Origin of the sequence: Mesorhizobium sp. M1B.F.Ca.ET.045.04.1.1 (assembly GCF_003952465.1) — a bacterium.
GTDB classification, from domain to species: domain Bacteria; phylum Pseudomonadota; class Alphaproteobacteria; order Rhizobiales; family Rhizobiaceae; genus Mesorhizobium; species Mesorhizobium shonense.
On the sequence record NZ_CP034448.1, the window covers coordinates 3,985,305 to 4,003,584 of the forward strand.

At 60.4% G+C, this 18,280-nt stretch carries 27 protein-coding genes; 10 read left to right on the top strand and 17 right to left on the bottom strand.

The window, feature by feature from the left end; translation table 11 throughout:
* Positions 1-18: 18 nt before the first annotated feature.
* The 10 genes from EJ071_RS19455 to EJ071_RS19500 all read left to right on the top strand — a co-directional run bounded on the left by EJ071_RS19455 (position 19) and on the right by EJ071_RS19500 (position 8,336).
* Positions 19-723 carry a site-specific DNA-methyltransferase gene (locus EJ071_RS19455; protein ID WP_126099308.1) on the top strand — a complete coding sequence of 235 codons (705 nt, stop codon included), beginning with the start codon at positions 19-21 and terminating at the stop codon, positions 721-723.
* Positions 720-2,402 carry a DEAD/DEAH box helicase gene (locus EJ071_RS19460; protein ID WP_126099309.1) on the top strand — a complete coding sequence of 561 codons (1,683 nt, stop codon included), beginning with the start codon at positions 720-722 and terminating at the stop codon, positions 2,400-2,402. The genes EJ071_RS19455 and EJ071_RS19460 overlap by 4 nt, the downstream gene beginning before the upstream one ends.
* Entirely contained in the window at positions 2,399-2,785 is a 387-nt protein-coding gene (locus tag EJ071_RS19465) for a helix-turn-helix domain-containing protein (protein WP_126099310.1), read from the top strand. Before EJ071_RS19460 ends, EJ071_RS19465 begins: the two co-directional genes overlap by 4 nt.
* Complete coding sequence (locus EJ071_RS19470) at positions 2,772-3,602, top strand: ParB N-terminal domain-containing protein (protein WP_189521114.1); 831 nt, start codon at positions 2,772-2,774, stop codon at positions 3,600-3,602. The genes EJ071_RS19465 and EJ071_RS19470 overlap by 14 nt, the downstream gene beginning before the upstream one ends.
* 2 nt (positions 3,603-3,604) lie before the next feature.
* A complete protein-coding gene (locus tag EJ071_RS19475) occupies positions 3,605-4,249 on the top strand; it encodes a sigma-70 family RNA polymerase sigma factor (RefSeq protein ID WP_126099312.1) in 645 nt (214 codons plus the stop codon).
* Positions 4,246-5,397 carry a toprim domain-containing protein gene (locus EJ071_RS19480; protein ID WP_126099313.1) on the top strand — a complete coding sequence of 384 codons (1,152 nt, stop codon included), beginning with the start codon at positions 4,246-4,248 and terminating at the stop codon, positions 5,395-5,397. The genes EJ071_RS19475 and EJ071_RS19480 overlap by 4 nt, the downstream gene beginning before the upstream one ends.
* Positions 5,369-6,739: a DnaB-like helicase C-terminal domain-containing protein gene (locus tag EJ071_RS19485; protein WP_126099314.1), complete on the top strand. Its 1,371-nt coding sequence runs from the start codon at positions 5,369-5,371 to the stop codon at positions 6,737-6,739. Before EJ071_RS19480 ends, EJ071_RS19485 begins: the two co-directional genes overlap by 29 nt.
* A 1-nt stretch (position 6,740) precedes the next feature.
* Positions 6,741-7,787 (top strand): hypothetical protein, encoded by a 1,047-nt coding sequence (locus tag EJ071_RS19490; RefSeq protein ID WP_126099315.1) that lies wholly within the window; start codon positions 6,741-6,743, stop codon positions 7,785-7,787.
* A 125-nt stretch (positions 7,788-7,912) separates the two neighbouring features.
* Positions 7,913-8,131, top strand: coding sequence for a hypothetical protein (locus EJ071_RS19495; RefSeq protein WP_126099316.1), 219 nt, complete (start codon positions 7,913-7,915; stop codon positions 8,129-8,131).
* On the top strand, positions 8,115-8,336 hold the full coding sequence (locus EJ071_RS19500; RefSeq protein ID WP_126099317.1) for a hypothetical protein: 222 nt from the start codon (positions 8,115-8,117) through the stop codon (positions 8,334-8,336). Before EJ071_RS19495 ends, EJ071_RS19500 begins: the two co-directional genes overlap by 17 nt.
* Here EJ071_RS19500 and EJ071_RS19505 read toward each other — a convergent pair.
* The 17 genes from EJ071_RS19505 to EJ071_RS19575 all read right to left on the bottom strand — a co-directional run bounded on the left by EJ071_RS19505 (position 8,333) and on the right by EJ071_RS19575 (position 18,271).
* The gene (locus tag EJ071_RS19505; RefSeq protein WP_126099318.1) at positions 8,333-8,827 is read right to left on the bottom strand and encodes a hypothetical protein; all 495 of its coding nucleotides are present in this window, start codon (positions 8,825-8,827) and stop codon (positions 8,333-8,335) included. The genes EJ071_RS19500 and EJ071_RS19505 overlap by 4 nt on opposite strands.
* A gap of 193 nt (positions 8,828-9,020) precedes the next feature.
* Positions 9,021-9,497, bottom strand: coding sequence for a hypothetical protein (locus tag EJ071_RS19510; RefSeq protein WP_126099319.1), 477 nt, complete (start codon positions 9,495-9,497; stop codon positions 9,021-9,023).
* On the bottom strand, positions 9,490-9,627 hold the full coding sequence (locus EJ071_RS38585) for a hypothetical protein (RefSeq protein ID WP_189521116.1): 138 nt from the start codon (positions 9,625-9,627) through the stop codon (positions 9,490-9,492). Before EJ071_RS38585 ends, EJ071_RS19510 begins: the two co-directional genes overlap by 8 nt.
* 261 nt (positions 9,628-9,888) lie before the next feature.
* A complete protein-coding gene (locus tag EJ071_RS19515; protein WP_126099320.1) occupies positions 9,889-10,347 on the bottom strand; it encodes a hypothetical protein in 459 nt (152 codons plus the stop codon).
* 42 nt (positions 10,348-10,389) lie between these two features.
* The gene (locus EJ071_RS19520) at positions 10,390-10,755 is read right to left on the bottom strand and encodes a hypothetical protein (protein WP_126099321.1); all 366 of its coding nucleotides are present in this window, start codon (positions 10,753-10,755) and stop codon (positions 10,390-10,392) included.
* 12 nt (positions 10,756-10,767) lie between these two features.
* Entirely contained in the window at positions 10,768-10,998 is a 231-nt protein-coding gene (locus EJ071_RS19525; protein WP_126099322.1) for a hypothetical protein, read from the bottom strand.
* 42 nt (positions 10,999-11,040) lie between these two features.
* Positions 11,041-11,706 (bottom strand): hypothetical protein, encoded by a 666-nt coding sequence (locus EJ071_RS19530; protein WP_126099323.1) that lies wholly within the window; start codon positions 11,704-11,706, stop codon positions 11,041-11,043.
* A 184-nt stretch (positions 11,707-11,890) separates the two neighbouring features.
* Positions 11,891-13,237 (bottom strand): DNA polymerase III subunit beta, encoded by a 1,347-nt coding sequence (dnaN, locus tag EJ071_RS19535; RefSeq protein ID WP_126099324.1) that lies wholly within the window; start codon positions 13,235-13,237, stop codon positions 11,891-11,893.
* 71 nt (positions 13,238-13,308) lie between these two features.
* Positions 13,309-13,653, bottom strand: a complete 345-nt coding sequence (locus EJ071_RS19540) for a hypothetical protein (RefSeq protein WP_126099325.1) — start codon at positions 13,651-13,653, stop codon at positions 13,309-13,311.
* Positions 13,601-14,092 (bottom strand): hypothetical protein, encoded by a 492-nt coding sequence (locus EJ071_RS19545; protein ID WP_126099326.1) that lies wholly within the window; start codon positions 14,090-14,092, stop codon positions 13,601-13,603. Before EJ071_RS19545 ends, EJ071_RS19540 begins: the two co-directional genes overlap by 53 nt.
* Positions 14,093-14,133: 41 nt before the next feature.
* The gene (locus tag EJ071_RS19550; protein ID WP_126099327.1) at positions 14,134-14,559 is read right to left on the bottom strand and encodes a hypothetical protein; all 426 of its coding nucleotides are present in this window, start codon (positions 14,557-14,559) and stop codon (positions 14,134-14,136) included.
* Positions 14,556-16,817: a hypothetical protein gene (locus EJ071_RS19555; protein WP_126099328.1), complete on the bottom strand. Its 2,262-nt coding sequence runs from the start codon at positions 16,815-16,817 to the stop codon at positions 14,556-14,558. The genes EJ071_RS19550 and EJ071_RS19555 overlap by 4 nt, the downstream gene beginning before the upstream one ends.
* Positions 16,818-16,875: 58 nt before the next feature.
* Positions 16,876-17,118: a hypothetical protein gene (locus tag EJ071_RS19560; RefSeq protein WP_126099329.1), complete on the bottom strand. Its 243-nt coding sequence runs from the start codon at positions 17,116-17,118 to the stop codon at positions 16,876-16,878.
* A complete protein-coding gene (locus EJ071_RS19565) occupies positions 17,115-17,333 on the bottom strand; it encodes a hypothetical protein (RefSeq protein WP_126099330.1) in 219 nt (72 codons plus the stop codon). The genes EJ071_RS19560 and EJ071_RS19565 overlap by 4 nt, the downstream gene beginning before the upstream one ends.
* Before the next feature lie 69 nt (positions 17,334-17,402).
* Positions 17,403-17,717, bottom strand: a complete 315-nt coding sequence (locus EJ071_RS19570; RefSeq protein ID WP_126099331.1) for a hypothetical protein — start codon at positions 17,715-17,717, stop codon at positions 17,403-17,405.
* A 114-nt stretch (positions 17,718-17,831) separates the two neighbouring features.
* A complete protein-coding gene (locus EJ071_RS38590; protein WP_189521118.1) occupies positions 17,832-18,059 on the bottom strand; it encodes a hypothetical protein in 228 nt (75 codons plus the stop codon).
* A complete protein-coding gene (locus tag EJ071_RS19575) occupies positions 18,059-18,271 on the bottom strand; it encodes a hypothetical protein (RefSeq protein ID WP_126099332.1) in 213 nt (70 codons plus the stop codon). The genes EJ071_RS38590 and EJ071_RS19575 overlap by 1 nt, the downstream gene beginning before the upstream one ends.
* Positions 18,272-18,280: the final 9 nt, after the last annotated feature.

An 18,280-nucleotide genomic window follows, 5' to 3' on the forward strand; every position in this document is an offset into this window, starting at 1 on the left:
GGGGAGGCAGTCGAGATCATGGCGACATTGCCAGATCGCTCGATCGATATGATCGCGGTCGACCCGCCTTACAATTCCACGCAGAACTCTTGGGATGTGATCATCCCTTTCGAGCCGATGTGGAAGGAGATCTGGCGGCTCTGCCGCGGCGCTGTCGTTTTCACGGCCATGCAGCCATTTTCGTCGGCGCTGGTGATGAGTCAGGTCAAGCATTTCCGCCATGAATGGGTTTGGGAGAAGAACAAGGCGACCGGTCACCTGAATGCGAAAAAAGCGCCGATGAGGGCGCATGAGCTCGTGCTTGTCTTTTCCAAGGAGACCCCGCCGTACTTTCCGCAGATGACCGACGGCCACACGCCGGGGAACTTCGCCGTCCGGCGGACCAACACGTCGAACTACGGAGCGCAGAAGCCGACCGAGTATGGTGGATCGACAGAGCGCTATCCGCGGTCAGTCCAACAGTTCCCAATCATCAACAACGATGATCCTGAGAAGGTGCATCCAACCCAGAAGCCGGTCGACCTTTTCGAATGCCTGATCAAGACCTATAGCCGAGAGGGTGACACGATACTGGATTTCTCTATGGGATCCGGAACGACCGGGGTCGCATGCCGCCGGACCAATAGAAACTTTATCGGCATTGAACTCGATCCGGACTACGTGATGATCGCGCGCGGCCGGATTGAGAACGATGCTGGCCCGTTGTTTGCGGGTGTCGCATGACTCCAATCTACGGCAAACTGGCGCTGCAAGGGAATCGCTGGGTGCTCAGCGATATCCCGCCGCATGTCGCCATCCGCATGAAGGACATCTTCAGGCGCATCCCAAAGACACAGACGAAAGTGTTCGATCTTCCGGCCACCGATGAAATGTCGGCCGACCTGTCGTGGTTCATGAAGCGCTATCCGCTGGCGATGTCGGATACGGACAGAGATCTGCTCGAGGGCCGGCGCGCCAAATTCGATCAAGACCGTGCGAATGTCGAAGCCATTCTGTCGCCGGAATGGAAGTCCCAACAAGTCAGGCATGGTTTCCGGCCTGGCTATGCTCCTTACGAGATGCAGCAACAGGCAGTCGAACTCCTGCATCTGACTCGGCGCCTCTTGCTCGGCGATGACGTTGGGTTCGGCAAGACCATCGTGGCCATGGCGGCACTCGCCGGCTCGCAATACCTGCCAGCGGCGATCGTAGTGCAGGCCCATCTGCCACAACAGTGGGTCGACGAGTTCATCAAGCCGTTCACCTACATGACCGCGCATGTCATCAAGGGCACCGAGCCCTATCGGCTGCCCCCGGCCAATCTCTACATCTTCCGCTACACCAACATCCACGGCTGGGCCGATCTCGCCGCGACTGGCATGTTCAAGGCTGTCGTGTTCGACGAGATCCAAGACCTGCGTGCCGGCTTCGAAATGGAAGGCAGGCCGGGAGAGGGGACGCGCAAGGGCGCCGCGGCGAAAGTGTTTGCCGACAATGCCGAGTTGAGGCTCGGGCTCTCAGCGACCCCGGTGTTCAACTACGGCTCGGAAATCTGGAACATCATGCAGTTCATCGACCCCGACGTGCTCGGCGATTGGTGGGAGTTCGTCCGCGAATGGTGCCACAGCAAGAACGGCAAATGGTTGGTCACCGATCCTGATGCACTTGGAACCTACCTGCGTGAGGCGAAGGTGTTCCTGCGCCGCATCAGACAGGGTAGGCCGATCAACCGCATTCCGATCGAGGTCGATTTCGACGAGGACGTTGCGGCCGACGCCGAGAAACTGGCGCGCTCGCTGGCGATGAAGGTGATCGGCGGAAAGTTCCACGAGGCAGGCCAGGCCGCGCGCGAGCTCGATGCCTTCGCCCGCCTGCAAACCGGGCTGGCCAAGGCCAAGAGTGTGGCGACCTATGTGCGGATGCTCATCGAGGAAGGTGGCGAACAGATCATCCTCGGTGGCTGGCACCGCGAAGTCTACAAGATCTGGCTGGAGGAACTCGCCGACTTCAAGCCAATCCTCTACACAGGAACCGAATCGCCGCAGCAGAAGGATCGAGCGAAGAAGGCCTTCATCAATCGAGAGGCTAACCCGCTCATCATCTCGCTCCGGTCTGGCGCTGGTCTGGATGGCCTTCAGCGCGTCTGCAGCACTGTTGTCGTCGGCGAATTCGACTGGTCGCCCCAAGTGGTCGAGCAGCTGCTCGGTCGCGTTGATCGACCTGGGCAGACCAAAGACGAGGTCACTGCGATATTCCCCTATGTGAACTTCGGATCCGATCCGACCATCATGGCCGTCAACGCCATAAAGAAGGATCAGGCCCGCGGCATCAACGATCCCGGGATGGCGCTGCCGAAGGTCTATACGGACGAGTCGCGCATCAAGCTTCTGGCGCAGCAGTTCTTGGAAAAGAGATCCGCATGAAAAGGATCCCCAAGCAAGACATGCTGGCGGTGCGTCATGTGCCGCTGTGGGCCCGGGAGATCATCAACGAGGTCGCCTCGAAGCACGGCGTCGCCGCCAATGTCATCGTCATGGACTTCAGGGACGACAAGACCTGCCGCGCACGTCGGGAAGCCATGTATCAGATCAAGGTGAAGAAGCCGACGCTGTCATCGCCGCAGATCGCCAAATGGTTCGACAAGAACTGGACGACGGTCCTCTATTCGCTGGCGCGCCATTCCCATGAGACCGGCGATCCGCCGATATCGAACTACAGCCTTGAGAAGAGATTGCAGCGGCCGTCGACCGGCAGGCCTGTTGGCAGGCCAAGGAAGGAAAAGGAGGCGCCGCATGCGGCTCGTTGATTCAAGACCGTTTGCGTCATTCGTCGGTGAGATCGTTTCCGAAAAACTCGGCACTACGCCCCAGTTGATGTGGCTGCCGATCGCGAATCTCCGTATCGACGAGACCTATCAGCGGGAAGTGCTGCGCAATGGCGCGCGGAACATTGGCCGGATCGCCAGGTACTTCGACTGGTCGTTGTTCGGGGTCGTCGTCGTCGCGTCTTTGGGAGATGGCTTTTACGCCATTGTCGACGGGCAGCATCGCACCATCGCAGCCGACATCCGCGGCGTCATAAAGGTGCCGTGCGTCGTCATCGCAGCTGACCCCGGAAAGCAGGCGAAGGCTTTCGCCGCGATCAACGGATCCGTGACTGCCATCCACCCCCTTGCGATCTTCGCGGCCGATGTCGCGGCCGGCGACGATGCGGCGGTTCGTCTGCGCGATGTCTGCCTCGCCGGCGGCGTCACGATCTGCCGCAATCCGGTGCCATCAAATCTCATGAAGCCTGGCCAGACGATCGCCGTCGGCACGTTGAAGGAATGCCTGAAGAGTTACGGTGCCGATCACCTGGCTTTGGCGCTGCGCTGCATAACCGTCCACGGGGGCCGAGGGACGGGTCTGGTGAAGTCACCGGCAATCAAGGCCATTTGCCACGTCCTCGACGCCGAGCGCTCGTGGATGGTGCCGGAAGGCCGCCTAATAAAGGCGATGTCGAGGTTCGATCTACGCAATGAGTTGAACGATGCTGATGTTGAAGCGCGGCAGAAGCATATGCGGCACCACTCGGCGTTGGCGCTCCGACTCTTCGATTACCTCGACGCGGAGATCGGTGCCTGACCATGGTCCGCCCGAAGGCATTCGATGACGATCTGATCAAGAGTGGCCCCAAGCTGATGGCATTTGCTGTCAGCCTCGCCGGCGATCGTGATCGGGCCCTGGATCTCGTGCAATCGACGATGCTGCGTGCGCTTGAGAAGTTCGAGCAGTTCCAATCAGGGACAAACCTCCATGCATGGCTGTTCACGATCATGCGCAATGATTGGATTTCGACATGCCGCAAGCGCGGGCGCGAGGTTGAGGACGTCGACGATGCTTTCGCGAAAGCGGTTCCGATCGGCGAGGGGCAAAGTTCCGCCGTTGACCTGAAAGTCATACGCCGGCGCATGCGGATGATGAACTCGGACATGCGCAAGGTGGTCGAACTCGCCACACTTGGTCATGAGTATCATGAGATAGCCGTGCGCTTCGGCATTGCCGAAGGGACGGTTAAAAGCCGTGTCAGCCGTGCGCGCGATTTCCTCGAATCCGGAGATGAGGCGACACTCGCCGAACCGGCGGCCGAAGTGCAGCCCGTTCCACGCAAGGCGACGATCACCAAATTGTATGAGCGTGGCGCTTCGACGACCGAGATCGCCGAGGCAACAAGCCTGACGCGCTCGGAAGTGATGCGCGCCATCGGCGAACTGAAGTTGAAGCGCAAATGAGCCGGCAGGACGACGCACAGGAAATCCGCCGGCGACTCGAGGATGACATCGAGGGCGTGCTCGACGCGACCTATCCAGGCTGGATGCAGCGCGGGAAAATTGCCTATCTGACGCCGAAGAACAACAAGGAACTCGGGTCATTCACGGTCTCGCTCGATGACAGCAACAAGATGCCGCGGGGATCTTGGTATCGCTTCAGCCAGTCGATTGGTGGCGGCAGCATCGAACTCATCTCCTATTGGAAGACCGGCCGCAAGGATGATTACCGCGAGGCGTTCAAGTGGGCTCGAGATTTTCTTGGCATCCAGCAGCACGAAGAATCTCCGCAAGAGAAGGCTGAACGTGAAGCGCGCCAAGCGAAGGAGCGCCAGCAACGTGAAGCCAAAGCCAAGGCTGATGCCGAACGGACGGCGAAGAAGAATCAGGAGCGCACGCTCAGCGCCAAGGAAGTTTGGGACGAAAGCAAGCCGCTCGAGGGCACTCTCGGCGAGCAATATCTGATCGCCCGCGGCATCCCTCCAATCGCACAGTGGCCATGGAAGCCGGATGACACGCTGCGCTTTCATCCGGCGCTGGATTTCGAACCCGACCGCGACGCTGGCCGCTTTCCGGCCGTTGTCTGCAAGGTCGTCGACGCCTTCGGTGATCTTATAGCGGTGTGGCAAATCTACCTGCAGCGCGACAAGCCGGCCAAGGCCGATCTGTCGCCGAGCCCGAAGATCGGCCGCGGTCCGGCCACCGGCGGCGCCATCCGGATCGGCGGTGACGCGGCCGAGATCGACGGGGCCGAAGGCGCCGAGACGGCGCTCGGTGCCTGGTTTCTGGATGGCCACCGAAGGCCTGTTTGGTCGTTTATGTCGACCAGCGGCATGAAGAATTTCGAGCCGCCGACTTTCGTGGAGCGGCTCGGGATATGGAAGGACGGCGACAAGGCCGTCATGGGGCCGCAGGGGCGCGTGTTGCCGCCGCCCGGTCAGCATGCGGCCGAGGAACTGCAGAAGCGCATGAAATCCGTCGGGATCAAATGCCCGATCCATGACGTCTGCCGTGATGGCGATGCGCTCGATCTCTGGAACTCGCGGCAGAAATTCGAAAAACGCATGGTGAAGGAAGGCGGGAATGGCGAAGCAGCAAACACAGCATCTTGAAAACCTCGCTGCCGAGCGCATGGTGCTCGGCAAGGTTCTTCAGTCCGAGGCATCCTTTTGGGCAGTTGCCGACGCCCTGCATGCCTTCCACTTCTCGCGCGAGATCCATCAGCGCATCTACCAGGCAATCCGCGACATCCTGACCGAAGGCAAGCGGATGTCGATCGCCATCATCGAAAGCCGGCTCGGGCCTGAATACGATGACGACGGAAAATCCACCGTGTCACTCCTCACCGCACTGCTGCGCGACGCCGAGAACAATGAATCGGCGTTGGACGAAGTGGAACAGATTGTCGATCTCTGGCGCCACCGCAAGCTGATCGAGACGCTCGAGCATGGGCTGAAGGAGGCGAAGAAGCCGAACGTCATGCCAGCCGACCTGCTTTCCGACATGGAAGTGAAGATCAAGGACATCAACGTCAATAGCCAGGCTGAACCGCTGAAGTGGATCGGCGACATTGCCGGTAAGGTGCTGACCCGATCTGCGAAGACGAAGGACACCGGCATTATCCCGGGCTTCGACACAGGCCTGCCGACGCTCGATCAACTGATCGGCCGAATCCATGCCGGCGATCTGGGGTTCATCGGAGCGCGCGCGGGGGACGCCAAGACGCTGCTTTCCTTCCAATTGGCCTTGCGCGCGCAACTCTACATGCCCGGCATCTTCTTCGAGCTCGAGATGAAGGACGAGGATCTTACGGCTCGCGCCATGGCAGGCGAGACCAATGTGTCGGTCGCCGAGATCGAGGCAGGCTCCTATGACGCTTTCGCGCTGGAGGATCTGAAATCTGCCAGAGACAAGCTGAAGGGTGCCAGAATCGTCATCGATGATCGACCAAAGCTTGCGGTCGAACAAATGCGGGATAGATGTGTGGCCATGAAGCGCCGGCACGGTCTCGGCTTTGCGGTTGTCGACCATGTTCGCCTGGTCAGGACATTCAACAAGTCGACGAACAAGTTTGACCGGATCGAGCATGTGACAGGCGAGTTCAAGGCGCTGGCAAAGGATCTCGGTATCGCTTTTATCGTGCTTTCGCAGGTGACCAGATCATCGCAGAGACGAGATGATCCATTCCCGAATCTGACGGACCTCGATGGCGGCGGCAGTATTGAACAAGACGCGGATTGGTGCGTCTCACTGTTCAGGCGAGATCGGTGGCTGAAGGGTCAACGGCCGCAGGAGATGGACAGCAAGGAGGGCAGGGAGTGGGCCGAACAGATGCAGCGCTGGAAGAACAGGATCGAGGTGCGATGCCTCAAGAGGCGGCGCGGTGAAGACGGCGAGACGGCCGAATTCGAGTTCGACGGTCGCCGCGGGCAACTCCGGGAAGTGGAGCGTTGACATGAAGCCGGAAAAGCAGGCCAAGCAGCAAAAGAAGAAGGAACTGGGTATCGTAACCTTCACGATCTCGGTCTTGTGGCTAAGCGGTAGGTCGATCAAGGCGATCGCCATGTTGAGCCAGAGGTCGACCGGCAGCATTCGTGGAATCGTCCACCGCGCTTTCCCGACGCCGCGCGAGCAGATGTCGATCGCAGACAGGCAAGAAAAGCTGGACGAGATGAAGAGGCACCGCGTCGACGAGGGGAGACTTCCGGACAAGTATTTCATCGCCGCCGAATTGGCGCCGGCGCAGGCAGCTCCGGCCAAATCCGAGCCATCCGTCCTTGGTCCGCTGTCCTGGTACATGAAGCCTAAGCCGCAGGCACCAGCACCTCTTCCGGTTCCGGATTCGCGAACCAGAGAAGGGCGCAAGGAAATCCAACGCCGGAAGCAGCAAGCCAGGCGCGAGGAAAAGCTTGCCGCCGAGGAGCAGGCAGCCCGTGAAATGGGGGGTGCCGAGAATCGCGGCCTGAAGGGCTCGGCGCTCGAATATCTGCATGACATCGGGACATTGGCCGATCCCGCCGAGAAGCGCGTCGATGCACCGAAGATCAGTGGGATCTCAAGCAAGGAACGCCGCAAGGAAGCTGGAAGGATACTGCGCGGCTACATGGATGGCTGCCGCATCGGCGGCATGAGTAGCATCGACTTCGACCGCGTCGGTCGGGGTTCGAACAGCCGCCTCGCCATTTCAGCCTACCGACTTCAGGCGATCCATGCCATCGGCGCCATCCGGCAGATGATGACCGACCGCGATTTTGCGCTGCTTGAGGCGGTCGTCGACCGGGACGAGTGCGTCTGGGAAAGCATTCCCAGCACGCAGGCGCGCAGTCTGGTCTATGAGGCAATCCGGCAGGCGCTCGACGTCGTCGCTGTGTTCGAGGAATTGATGGGTCGTACCGCATTCGCCTCGAGGTGGGGACGCGAGTTGCCGATTGTGAAAGGCATGGAGAGGGACGAGGCGCGGCGCGTCTCCAATGCGGCGGAACAGATATTGAGGCAAGCCTGATGTGTGAACGTCTACCTGGCCGCAGGGCCTCGGAGGTTCTGGAATTCCACCATATCGAAGCCAACGGCAACAAGTCTCCGTTCACATCGACAATCGGCTTCTATGCGGATGGCCGGATCGGCGAAATGTTCATCTATGCGCAGAAGGCCGATTCAGCCATCGGCCTGATCTGCCATGATGCCGCCGTGCTAATCTCGATCGCCCTGCAGTGCGGCGCTACCATCGAGGAGTTGCGCAGCTCAGTCGCGCGCACCAGCATCGAAGGCGGGCGACCGCAAAGCATCATCGGGACGGCCCTTGATGTCCTGGCGGCGCGGGAGGCTGAAGGTGGTAAAGGCCCTTGATGTCCCGCACGCCGCCGCAGTCGAGGCCAGCATTGACGATGACGGCAACGTTCACATTGTCTTGAAGGATGAGAAGGGTAACCCGTTTGCCGGCGTCGTCTTCACGCTCAATGGTGCGATCAGCACGGTCGAAGATCTTAGCGATCTCATCGACGATTACATCGACAAGCACGACACCATTGGACCGTGCATTGGCAGCGCCTAGCCGGTCTCCAGCCGGCGCGGCTTGCGCTCGGATGTGACTTTGTCCGTCACGTTCTCGGCTATATCGATGTTGGTAGCGTCCGCCCGGAACAAGGCAAGCAGGACGCGGATCGGATGCGGCACATCCTCGGCGCCGTCGATCCAAGTCAGCACGCGATGCTGACTGGTGGCGTAGAGATAGGCGAGGAAGGACGGCGTGATGCCGGCGGCGCGCAGTTGCTCGGCCAGTTCCGGGCCCGACAGGCGCACATAGCGCTCCGGCTTGCCCTGCTGCTTATTGGCCCTGATCCTCGGACCGTTCAGCACCTCGGCCATGCGCCTCCAGCCGGCGAGCTCGGCCTCGAACTCGGTGCTATAGACGGCCGGCGTCTTGCCATCGGGGCGAACGATGTCGGCAACAAGGCCTGGCGCAATCCACACGGCAACATAGCCCGCGCCGCGGTTGTTGGGCTCGGCCCACGCCCTGTAGATCGGATTGCTCTTGTTCGCCATTCCATCTCCGTATGCGCCACGATCGGCTTTCGAATCGGCAACGATCAAATCCATAGGTCAAAACTCCTTTTTTGTCACGATTGATGAGCGGGGACGGGGCAAGCCCGCCAGCGCGCGTTTTGCTTGGCCGGTAGTTTGCTGCGTCCGAAGGCCTTCGCGTGCGCTGGCGGCCAAATCTGGCGGCAAAGCGCGCCTAATGCTTCATGATCCGGAATGCGTGCTTGTGATCGTCGTGGAACTTCGGTTCCTTCGGAGGATAAAGGCCGCGCTGGCGAAGCTCCGTGACAGCATGGCGGTGGCGCGCCGCCCTGGCGTCGTCGTAGAGGATCTCCTCGTCCGGACAGTCGTCGATCCAGGCAATGAATTTCTTCGCCGCCTCATGGCCATGGGCTGCGGCCAAGCCGAGCGCCATGCGGCTGGCGATCTCGTTGATCTCGTCGCGTCCGATCCGTCCAGCTTGGGACACGCATTGATCCGATGCCAGCCGTCGCAGACGCACGAATGCCATTCGGGTGGCGATCGCCGCTTCGGTCTCGGCGAATGACATACCCTCGGCGCGGCAATGATTCCGGAACCGGCGCATCGGCGCGTCATGCGCTTCGGGAAGCAGGCCGACGGCCACGCCGGCGACGACCAGGATCAGGATGACGATGGGTCCATATTCAAGCATCGGTGTTGCGCCTTTTGCGGGCCGCCGTCTCCTGCTCGATCTCGTTTGCCCATTCGGCCAAATAATCCTTGACCGGATCGGCGAAGATGATGCGGCGCACGGCCGCGAATATGGTGCGAAGCGTTTTCATGCCGGTCTCCTTTCTTTGCCACAGTTGGCAGTTGGTTTTAGAAAGCGGCGCCGAACAGCATTGCGCCGATATTGTCGATTACGATGTGGCGCATAGGCTGCGGATGATTGCTACAGCAACAAGCGCCAAGAACAAGCCGGTGCCAACCCGCCACAGCGGCAGGAGGTAACACCCCGCAATGACTGCATGAACGTGCTTTCGATGGTGAATTTCGGCATGTGTCGATCTCCTCTTGCTGGCGCGCGCGGCGGGCGGGTTGGATTAGGCGATGGCGTCGATCTCGGCGATGATGGCGCGACCAGCTTCGATGGCGTTCATGAGGCTCCCGCTGTCATTGGCGTCGCTGGACGTGATGATGTCGCGCAACGCTGTTTCCAGTTCCGCCGCCTTCCAGATGGCGCCGACATGAGCCTCGATCAGGCGGCCGCCGAAAACGATGTTGCCGTAAAGATCGGTGTGCTCATACTCGGCGCATGATTCAGCGATTTCATCTTCGTCGGCATCGGCATCGCAATGGTTGGAGATATGGTTTTCGCGCATGTCGGCGCGACCTTTGGCTTCCGCGTCGTCATAGCTCTCGGCCCGCACGACCGTTCCGTACTCGCCTTGCTCCTTGTCATTGTCGGACCAGGCGAAAAGAAGGGAAAAGGTCTTCAGCGGCTTGGCCGGCTCAATCGGCAAACCTCCGTGTTTGTCGGCGATCTCTTCGATGGTGGGCATGTTCTATCTCCTGTGTTTTGCCACGGTTGGCGTTTCTGTGTTTCAGGCGTCGCGGCGGTAGGCCCGATATGGCGCCCAATAGGCCCACTCAAGCGGACCAAAGCGTTTGTACTCCATCTGCCCGGAACTCTTGCCGAACGTGGTGATGATGTAGATCAGCCCGAGGTAGACGTTGCCGGCACCATAACCGAACCGGAGCGGCCACCATCCCCAACGGGCGCGGCCGTCCTTGTAGAGCCTGCCAGGCTGGCGTAGGAGCGGTGACCGCAAGCCGATGGTGATGTGTCGCCAACTCGCCATGCGTCTCGTGTCTTTCCCCCATGCGCGATGGATGGATGCTGTCAGGTCCAGATAGCCGATCACGCCATAAAACTCTTTCGGCCCTTTGAACTTCAAATGGATCTTCACGGCAAATCTCTCCTATTCGTGGATGACCGGCTCGCCCTTCGAGACGCGAAACCGCACGATTTCCACATCGGTTTCGTCAACTCGAAAGACGGTGAAATTCGTATAGCCGGCGTCCACCAGGGCGGTGCCTATGGTGCCAGCTTCCTTTATGGCGGACATGCCGTCATCATGATCGAGCATGATGTCGAGGCGCGGGCGCGTCATGCCGCCATCGGCGACGACAACAAAATTGGGCAGCTTCATAAGCGAAATCCTTGTCGGTTAGGGCAAGAGCCCGGTTGATTTTCAGGAAGATGAGATCGAAAAGCTTCTAGTCCCATCGACAGCGTGAAAGGCGGACGATACCGACCAGAGGCAAGGGCCGAGATGACCGACGGGGAGCATGAAAGTTCCCTTTTCGTTGGCGACAGATCGGAACGCGAATTCCGAGCGCTGGACGTTCGGGTGATGCCGCCGCAAGATAGCCTCGATCCTGCGAAGCTCGGCGTGGTTTGTCTTCGTTGTCGCCCATGCGACCGGGCGGCGATTGATCGATCCGTTTCCGTATGAAGTGAAATGCCAGGCGCCGCGCAATGCGTCTTTCAGCGCGTCGTGTTCGGGGTTGGAGACGTGAAAATCCCAGCTCTCAACCGGGGTCCAAAAGATCGTCCAAACGATGTCACCAAAGCCGGAGATATTTGGAATGTTCCGCCGGGAATAACTGTTGCCGGTGAATTCCCCGGTGAATTTCAAGCCGATGCCGTAGTTGATGAGCTCGATATCGCGCGCATCGAAGCGCTCAAGATCAAAGCGGCGACGGGCAATCTTTGCGGAAGTGAAATCCTGAAGCCTCAAGCTGCCGGCCCAGAAGCGACGGTGGTTCCAGTGGCCATCGGACCGCATGCCGCGCTCGTCAATCTGCACCGCAATCGGGTAGCCGTAAGATGGCTGGTGCGGATCGCGAACGATCATGACGCAGATCGGATCATTGGCCGCCGTGGCGAGCCTTCAGCTCGAACGCGCGACCGACTGCCAATTGGTCTTTCCAGCTTTGCCGCTTCATTCCGAAGTTCCTTTTCGGTTAGGGCGAGTGCCCGAGGAGGAAAGCGGGTGGCGGTTTCGCCGCCCGCGATGTTCTTGCATTGCTAGTGCAATGTCAGACGCGCATCGGCATGAGAACGCCAAGCCAGCCCTTGCGGTCCGGGGTGGTGATGACCGTCGGCGAGCCGGCATCGGCCATGGTGAGCGTGATGTCCTCGCCGCCGGCCGTGGCGATGAAATCCTGTATGTACTTCGCGTTGAATCCGATCTCGATCATGTCGCCGGCATAGTCGGTTGCGACATCGGCATTCGCTGAGCCTTGATCCGGATTGTTGACAGCGAGGCGGCAATTGCCCCTATCGAAGGTGCATTTGACCGCGCGGCCCCTGTCGCTGGAAATGAGTTCGACGGCGCGCACGGCTTCCGCCAGGTCGGCGGACTTGAAGGATGCCGGCTTGTCGTTCTGTGTCGGGATGACGCGCTGATAGTCGGGGAATGTGCCGTCCACCAGCTTCGTCGTGACGGTGACATCATCGAACATGAGGCGAAGCATCTTGTCGGACAGTTCGATGCGAACGCTTGCCGGGCACGCCTTGCCCTTGAGCAGCTTCTGCAGGAGCGCGACAGTCTTCCGGGGTATGATGACGCCGGGCATCCCTGCCATGCCCTCCGTTGCCGCCAAATCCTGCCGGCAGAGCCTATGCCCATCGGTCGCGACCATGCGCAATGCGCCGTGATCGCCATGATAGGCGTCGATGGCGCGCGGCTCGACATGGTGCAGATAGACGCCGTTGAGATAGTAGCGGGTTTCCTCCGTCGAAATGGCCATGGCCACGCCGCCGAAGGATTCGACCAGATCGGCGCCGGGGACCGTGAAGGAATGCGACGGGTTGCCGCCCGACAGGTTCGGATAGTCAGCGACCGGCAAATCCTGAAGTCGATAGTTGACCTTTTCGAAATCGACCGTGACCGCGTTGCTGTCGCCGTGCGCAGCGGTGAAGCCGACGAATTCGGAAGCCGTCGCCTTCTTCACCAGGTCTTTCATCGTATGCGCCGGCAGCGTGACGGCAAAGTGCGCATCGGCGGCGGCTGGAATCTTGACCGCGATTTCGATATCCAGATCGGTGCCGGTGACAGTCAGGTTGCTGCCGTCGCCCACCAGGCAGACATTGGACAGGATCGGAATCGAGTTCCGCTTTTCGATCACGTTGGCGACGATTTCGAGCGCGCGGGTGAGCGCAGCTCGGTCGGCGAGTGCGGTTGCTGGCCCGACTGGCGCTTCCGGTTCGGCCTTGACCAGTTCATCGCGGCCGCTGGCGGCCTCATTGGCGGCGATCACTTCCGGCTCATGCGATGGCTCGACATTGAGCGCCTTGGCGGCCGCATAGTCGCTGAAGGACACGACCGCGCCAAGCGCAATCGCCGAAACACTGGAATTCGCAAAATTGGTATGAGCGTTCATGCTGTTCTGTCTCCTTTGTTCGCCACAATCGGCAATTCAGTTCATGGCATAAATCTATGCCGAAAGCAAGATCAGTCTTCCGGCAGTGTGACAGTCAGTTCATCGATGATCTCGGTTCGCACGATGGCCTCGGCTGTTTCGCCGTCGGTCTGGATGACTTCCGACAGTTCGCTTTCGTCGGCGCCGTCGGTGTCATAGTCGATGATGTGGACGGTGCGGCCGATCATTGAGCCGGTGCCGCTCACGCTTTGGACCATGCCGCCCTCGATCACGATGACGACACGTTCCGGCACTGGCGATTCAGCCTCGGCAATTGCGACGCGGACAATCCCGGCGATGTCGCTTTCCAAGTCGCCCGTCGGATCAAACCATTCGCCTTTTATGCGGGACTCGACTCGGCGAAGCGCCGACAGCATGTCGGGCCGCAGCATGATCGGGCAGGGCCGGCGTTTGTTCGATGCCGCCGCTTTCCGCTTTGGCGATAGCCTTGTCCATCATGTCGCAAGCTTCCTGTTCGAATGGCGAGGCGCCACAATTGCCGCGAGCTCGCTTGATCGCCTTCAAGGCGGCGAGCATGTCAGGCGCCGCCAGTTCGAGCGGCGACGGCTTGGGATCATACGGACTCGGCAGAGAATGCCCGCCATAGTCCGCCAGTAGTTCCCCGGTCTCGGCGTTGGTAACGTCGATGATGGCCAAATCCTGCCCGCTATCGGTTGTCGTTTCATGGATGCTGATATTGTCGCCGATGTAGTCGGCAGTCAGAAGCGGAAAGGCCGCCTCGACGCTTTCGGCCTCGATCTCAACGTTGCCGTAACAGCGAAGGGTAACACCCATGTGAAAAATCATCTTGGGCATGGTCTCAATCTCCTATTTTGTTCGCTCACAATCGAGCGGGGTTAATGCGGAAGCGGCAAGTCGAAGATGACGACCAGCGCCAGGACGCCAGCCATAAGAGCGACGAGCGCGAGGAAGCCAAGGAATTCCCGTGCGCGGCTCATGTGATGAGGTGGCCGAAGTCCACCGCTATCTCCAGTCGGCTGGTATGGCTCGCCCTTGACCTCAACTGGCTGTCTCTCGATAGGGGTGGGCATCCAACGCGCGCTGCGTTCACGTTCCGCCTCAACCTGCCGCATCAGGCTGACAACCTCGCGCTGTCGTTCTTCTGCCAGATCGTGTTGCCTCTCGGCCAGAGCCAACAACAGTTTTATTTCCTTGATGGCCAACAAAGCCGTATTTGCGCGCACATACATGCCCTCGTCCTCCAGTTTTTTGTGGAGGATTTCGAGCCGCTTCAATACCTCGTCGGTAGAGGGGGCGCTCATGACTTGCGCTCGATGAAATAGCGGCCTTCTTCGCGATTCAGCGTCACGGTTTCGTCCGGCTCGCATGTTGACGGCGGGCCGATGTGAATTTCGCCCTCGGCTACCTTGTCGGCCGCCGTCGAGCCGCGCGGGTCGCCATAGTAGCGTCCAGCAGCCTCGAGGCTTTCGAAATGGCTTGTGCCGATGCGGTAGCCGCCGGCGGGCGCAGTCGATACCGGTGTGGCTTCCTTTGCCAGTTCATCGCCGACAAGCACGACCAGGACAGTTGCGGTTCCGGTGCCGCTTTGCTTGAACGATCCGGGCGGCAGATCGTACTTTTCGCCGCCGCAGTCATCGAACCAGGTGCGGAACTCCGTCGCCTTTCGATCCTGCCTGAAGAATGGACCGGGCGACATGACAGCGACCAGCCGGCCGCCATCGCGAAGCATCTTGAAGGCGTGGCGCACATGGTCGATATCCTGCCCGTTCTCAAAGGGCGGGTTCATCAGCACGCGGTCGAAGCGCGGCGCGGTTTCGGCTTCCATGAAATCGGATCCGGCGAGCGCATAACCCTTGGCTGTCAAGATCTCGCGCAAGCTGAAATGCCGCTCATAGGTGGTGAGCTTTGCGCCGGGTGCCGTATCCTTCACCACATCGAGGATTGCGCCGCTGCCGCCTTCCGGCTCCAGCATGTCGAATTCACCGGCTGGCAGATCGGCAAGATCAATCATTTGATCGATCACGGCGCGCGGCGTCGGGAAGTAGCCGGGGATATTGGCGAATTGCAGCGCCTGGACCTTGCGGCGCAAAGCCTCGGCTTGCTTGTCTGCCTCGCTCTGGCCGGCGATCATCGCCCAAAGCGCGCGCGTTGCCGGCGTGTCGGTCGCCGGCTTGCCGGTGTCGTAACCGGCGTCATAATAGCCGCCGTTGCGCACGATTTCGGACCGCGCCAGATCGTGCGCGGCTTTCTTCGATGTGACGCCGCGCAGCTCGGGCGGCACGGTGCCGGCGTTATGGTGCGCCGCCAGGGCGCGCAGCGCCTGTTGCGTGCGCTGTAGCCAATAGCCGTCAAGGCGCGCGCTATCGGCTTCACGCTGGCGCTTAGGCGTGTTTGTCAGCCGGTCGCGGAATTTATGGTCGATCTCGCCTTGCATAGCGTCGGCCATGGCGCGCAGCTTGTCGCCGGTTGCGACACTGGCACGCGCCGGCGCCTCGGCGCGCGGTGCGGCTTCCGGCGCGCGTCCATCCTTCGGCCCGTCATCGTTCGGCGACGGCTCCGGATTGGCGAACGTCTCGGCGGCATCGCGTTTCTTGAAGGCGAAGCCGCCCGGCGTCTTTCCCCATGGCTTGGAGTACCAGCCGCCGAGAGTCTCGGCCAGTTCGCGAAGCCGGTTGAATTCGTCGCGCTCGACGCGCTCGGGCATGATGCAGATGAACATCTGAAAGCCCTTTTTCGTGTGGGTGTGTTCCTCGATCCGAATCCCGGCCGGCGTCACAACGCCAGGCGCGGCCGCTGGCGCGGTTTCCGCCTTCGGTGCGGCCAAGTGCCAATCGGCAGGGAAAGGCAGGCTCTTGACCGGCTCACGGTTGCCATAGAACGATTGTTTCGAGACTTTCCAGCCGTTCGAGTAGCGGCCGCCGACCTTCAGGAAGTAGCCGCCGCCCATGCTCCATTTCTGCCGATTCTCGGCAGTTTCCGGCGCGTCGGCCAATGCGGCAGTCTCGGCGAAGTTGCGCGCCGCCTGCCGAAGCTCGGGGAACAGATCGCGGGTATGCTTGGAAAAGCCGAGAATGACGGTTCTAACCGTCTTGCCGCCGTAATAGTCAGTCATCGAGTCCGATTGATCCTCGATCAACTCGGCGACGATGACAGCTTTCGCCCATGCCGGAATCTTGCTGGCCGCGTCGGCTTCAAAGGCAGCGCGCGCAATCCGGCCTTGCTCATAGGCTTCGTTCATCTGGCGTGCGGCGTCGGCTTTCTTCGCCTTCGCCGCCGCCAGCAATGCCGCCGCCTGTTCGGCTGAAATCGGCTCGATACGGTAGCGCGCCGCAAGGTCCAGCCATGACCGCGCGGCGGATTCGGGAACCTCCGTTATCTGAAGGCTTTCGCCCCAAACGATGGTTAGCTGCGACCGGTCGCGCACCATGCCGCTGGCACCAATGGTAAAGCCGTTGCAGGCCTCGACCTGGACGACATGGCCGGAACTTGAATAGGCGGGATGATAGGCCGGCGCGCCAATGGCGACGGAATCCGGGCGGATAGCGGTTTCAATGTTCATTGTCTTTCGATCTCCAGTTGTTGCCACGATTGGCAAGGGTTTGAACGTTTTGCGGTCTTTAGTCGCGCCGGGCGCTTGTGCGCCATTCGTCGCCGTCTTCGATATAGACGGAGCCGAAATGTGAATCTGTGAATTTTTCAGTCTTGACCGAACGCGCGCATTTGTTGAGCGCGCGGGCAATTTGGCTTGCAGCTTTCGGGCTTAGATAGACCGTCGGGCCGTCGCCGACACAAAGCGCGATGAAATCCCGGAAGCGGTGGACGCTGGCGACGATATTCGTTCTTTTGGCCTTGCCGCTCATTGGCCCGACTCCAAATCTTCCAGATCGGCGAACCAAGTTCCAACGCGATTGCCGTTCACGTCGCGAATCGGCGTTCCAGTTGCTTCGCCGATGGTGAAGCCGTCACCGCGCGTCACCTTGTCCGCGATATCGCGAAGAATGCGCGCGACTTCGCCGCCTGGATCGTCGGCAAAGGCGGCATTATCCATTTTGATTTCAAGCGAGAATTCGGCCATTGTTCAAACTCCAGTTGCGCCACAATCGGCGGTTCAGTTGTATTTCACAGTTCGGGCAAAAAAGCAAGATCAGTTGAGCGCGCCGGTTGCCCAAAATCCGGCGATGACGCCTTGCCAGTATTCCAGATTTGCCGAGTAGCGCGGCGCCAGGGTGTCGCGGCGCCATTCCATGTCGCATGTGCGCACGGCGCTGAAGCCGCCAGCATGGTCACAAGTCAAGCCGCTATGCGGCAATTCGGTTGCGTGTAGCAGGTCGGCGGCGCTGCAGCTAGTGAGGCGCGCCAGCTCGGCAACGGCCTTGCCGTCAAGGTGCATTCCTTCCAAGCCGAAATAATAGAGCAAGGCACGCGCTCGATTGTTCGGCGATATCCCGTCAATCTTCATTCCGGTTCCCTTTCAGATAGGCCACTATCGGCCATGAAAGACCGCACAAGGCGCGCGGGTTTTCAAAGCGGATAGGGAAGCCGGCGCGGCCATGAGACCGCGCCAGCGGTCGCGCTAGGCGCGGATAACGCCACAATCCATGCCGCCGACAAATCGGCCGCCTGGGAAGATTCGCCAATTGGGCGCCAGGTGAAAGACGCGCGGCCGATCTAACGCGATAGCGCAGCGAATGGCGCGGGCTTCCTTCGGCCCAATGGTGGCGGAAGATAGCCAAACGGCGTCGAATGCGTCGCGCATTGCTTCGCGCGCGGCGTCGAGCTCTTTTCGGTTGCCAATCTGCATTAGAGTCCGCTCCTCCCATATTCGCGCGGCGTCGGCTCTTTCTCCCATGAGGCGCGCGCATAGTCGGGCAATTCGCGCCAATCCTTGCGCGGGCTTTGATCGGCATAGCGCGGGCAACGCCGGCAATCCTCCTCATAGGCCAATTGTCCGGCCGTCGGCGGCCGTTCCATTGCCGATCCGCCATGGTCCTTTGTGTCATGTTCGAAAATCATCGTCGCGAT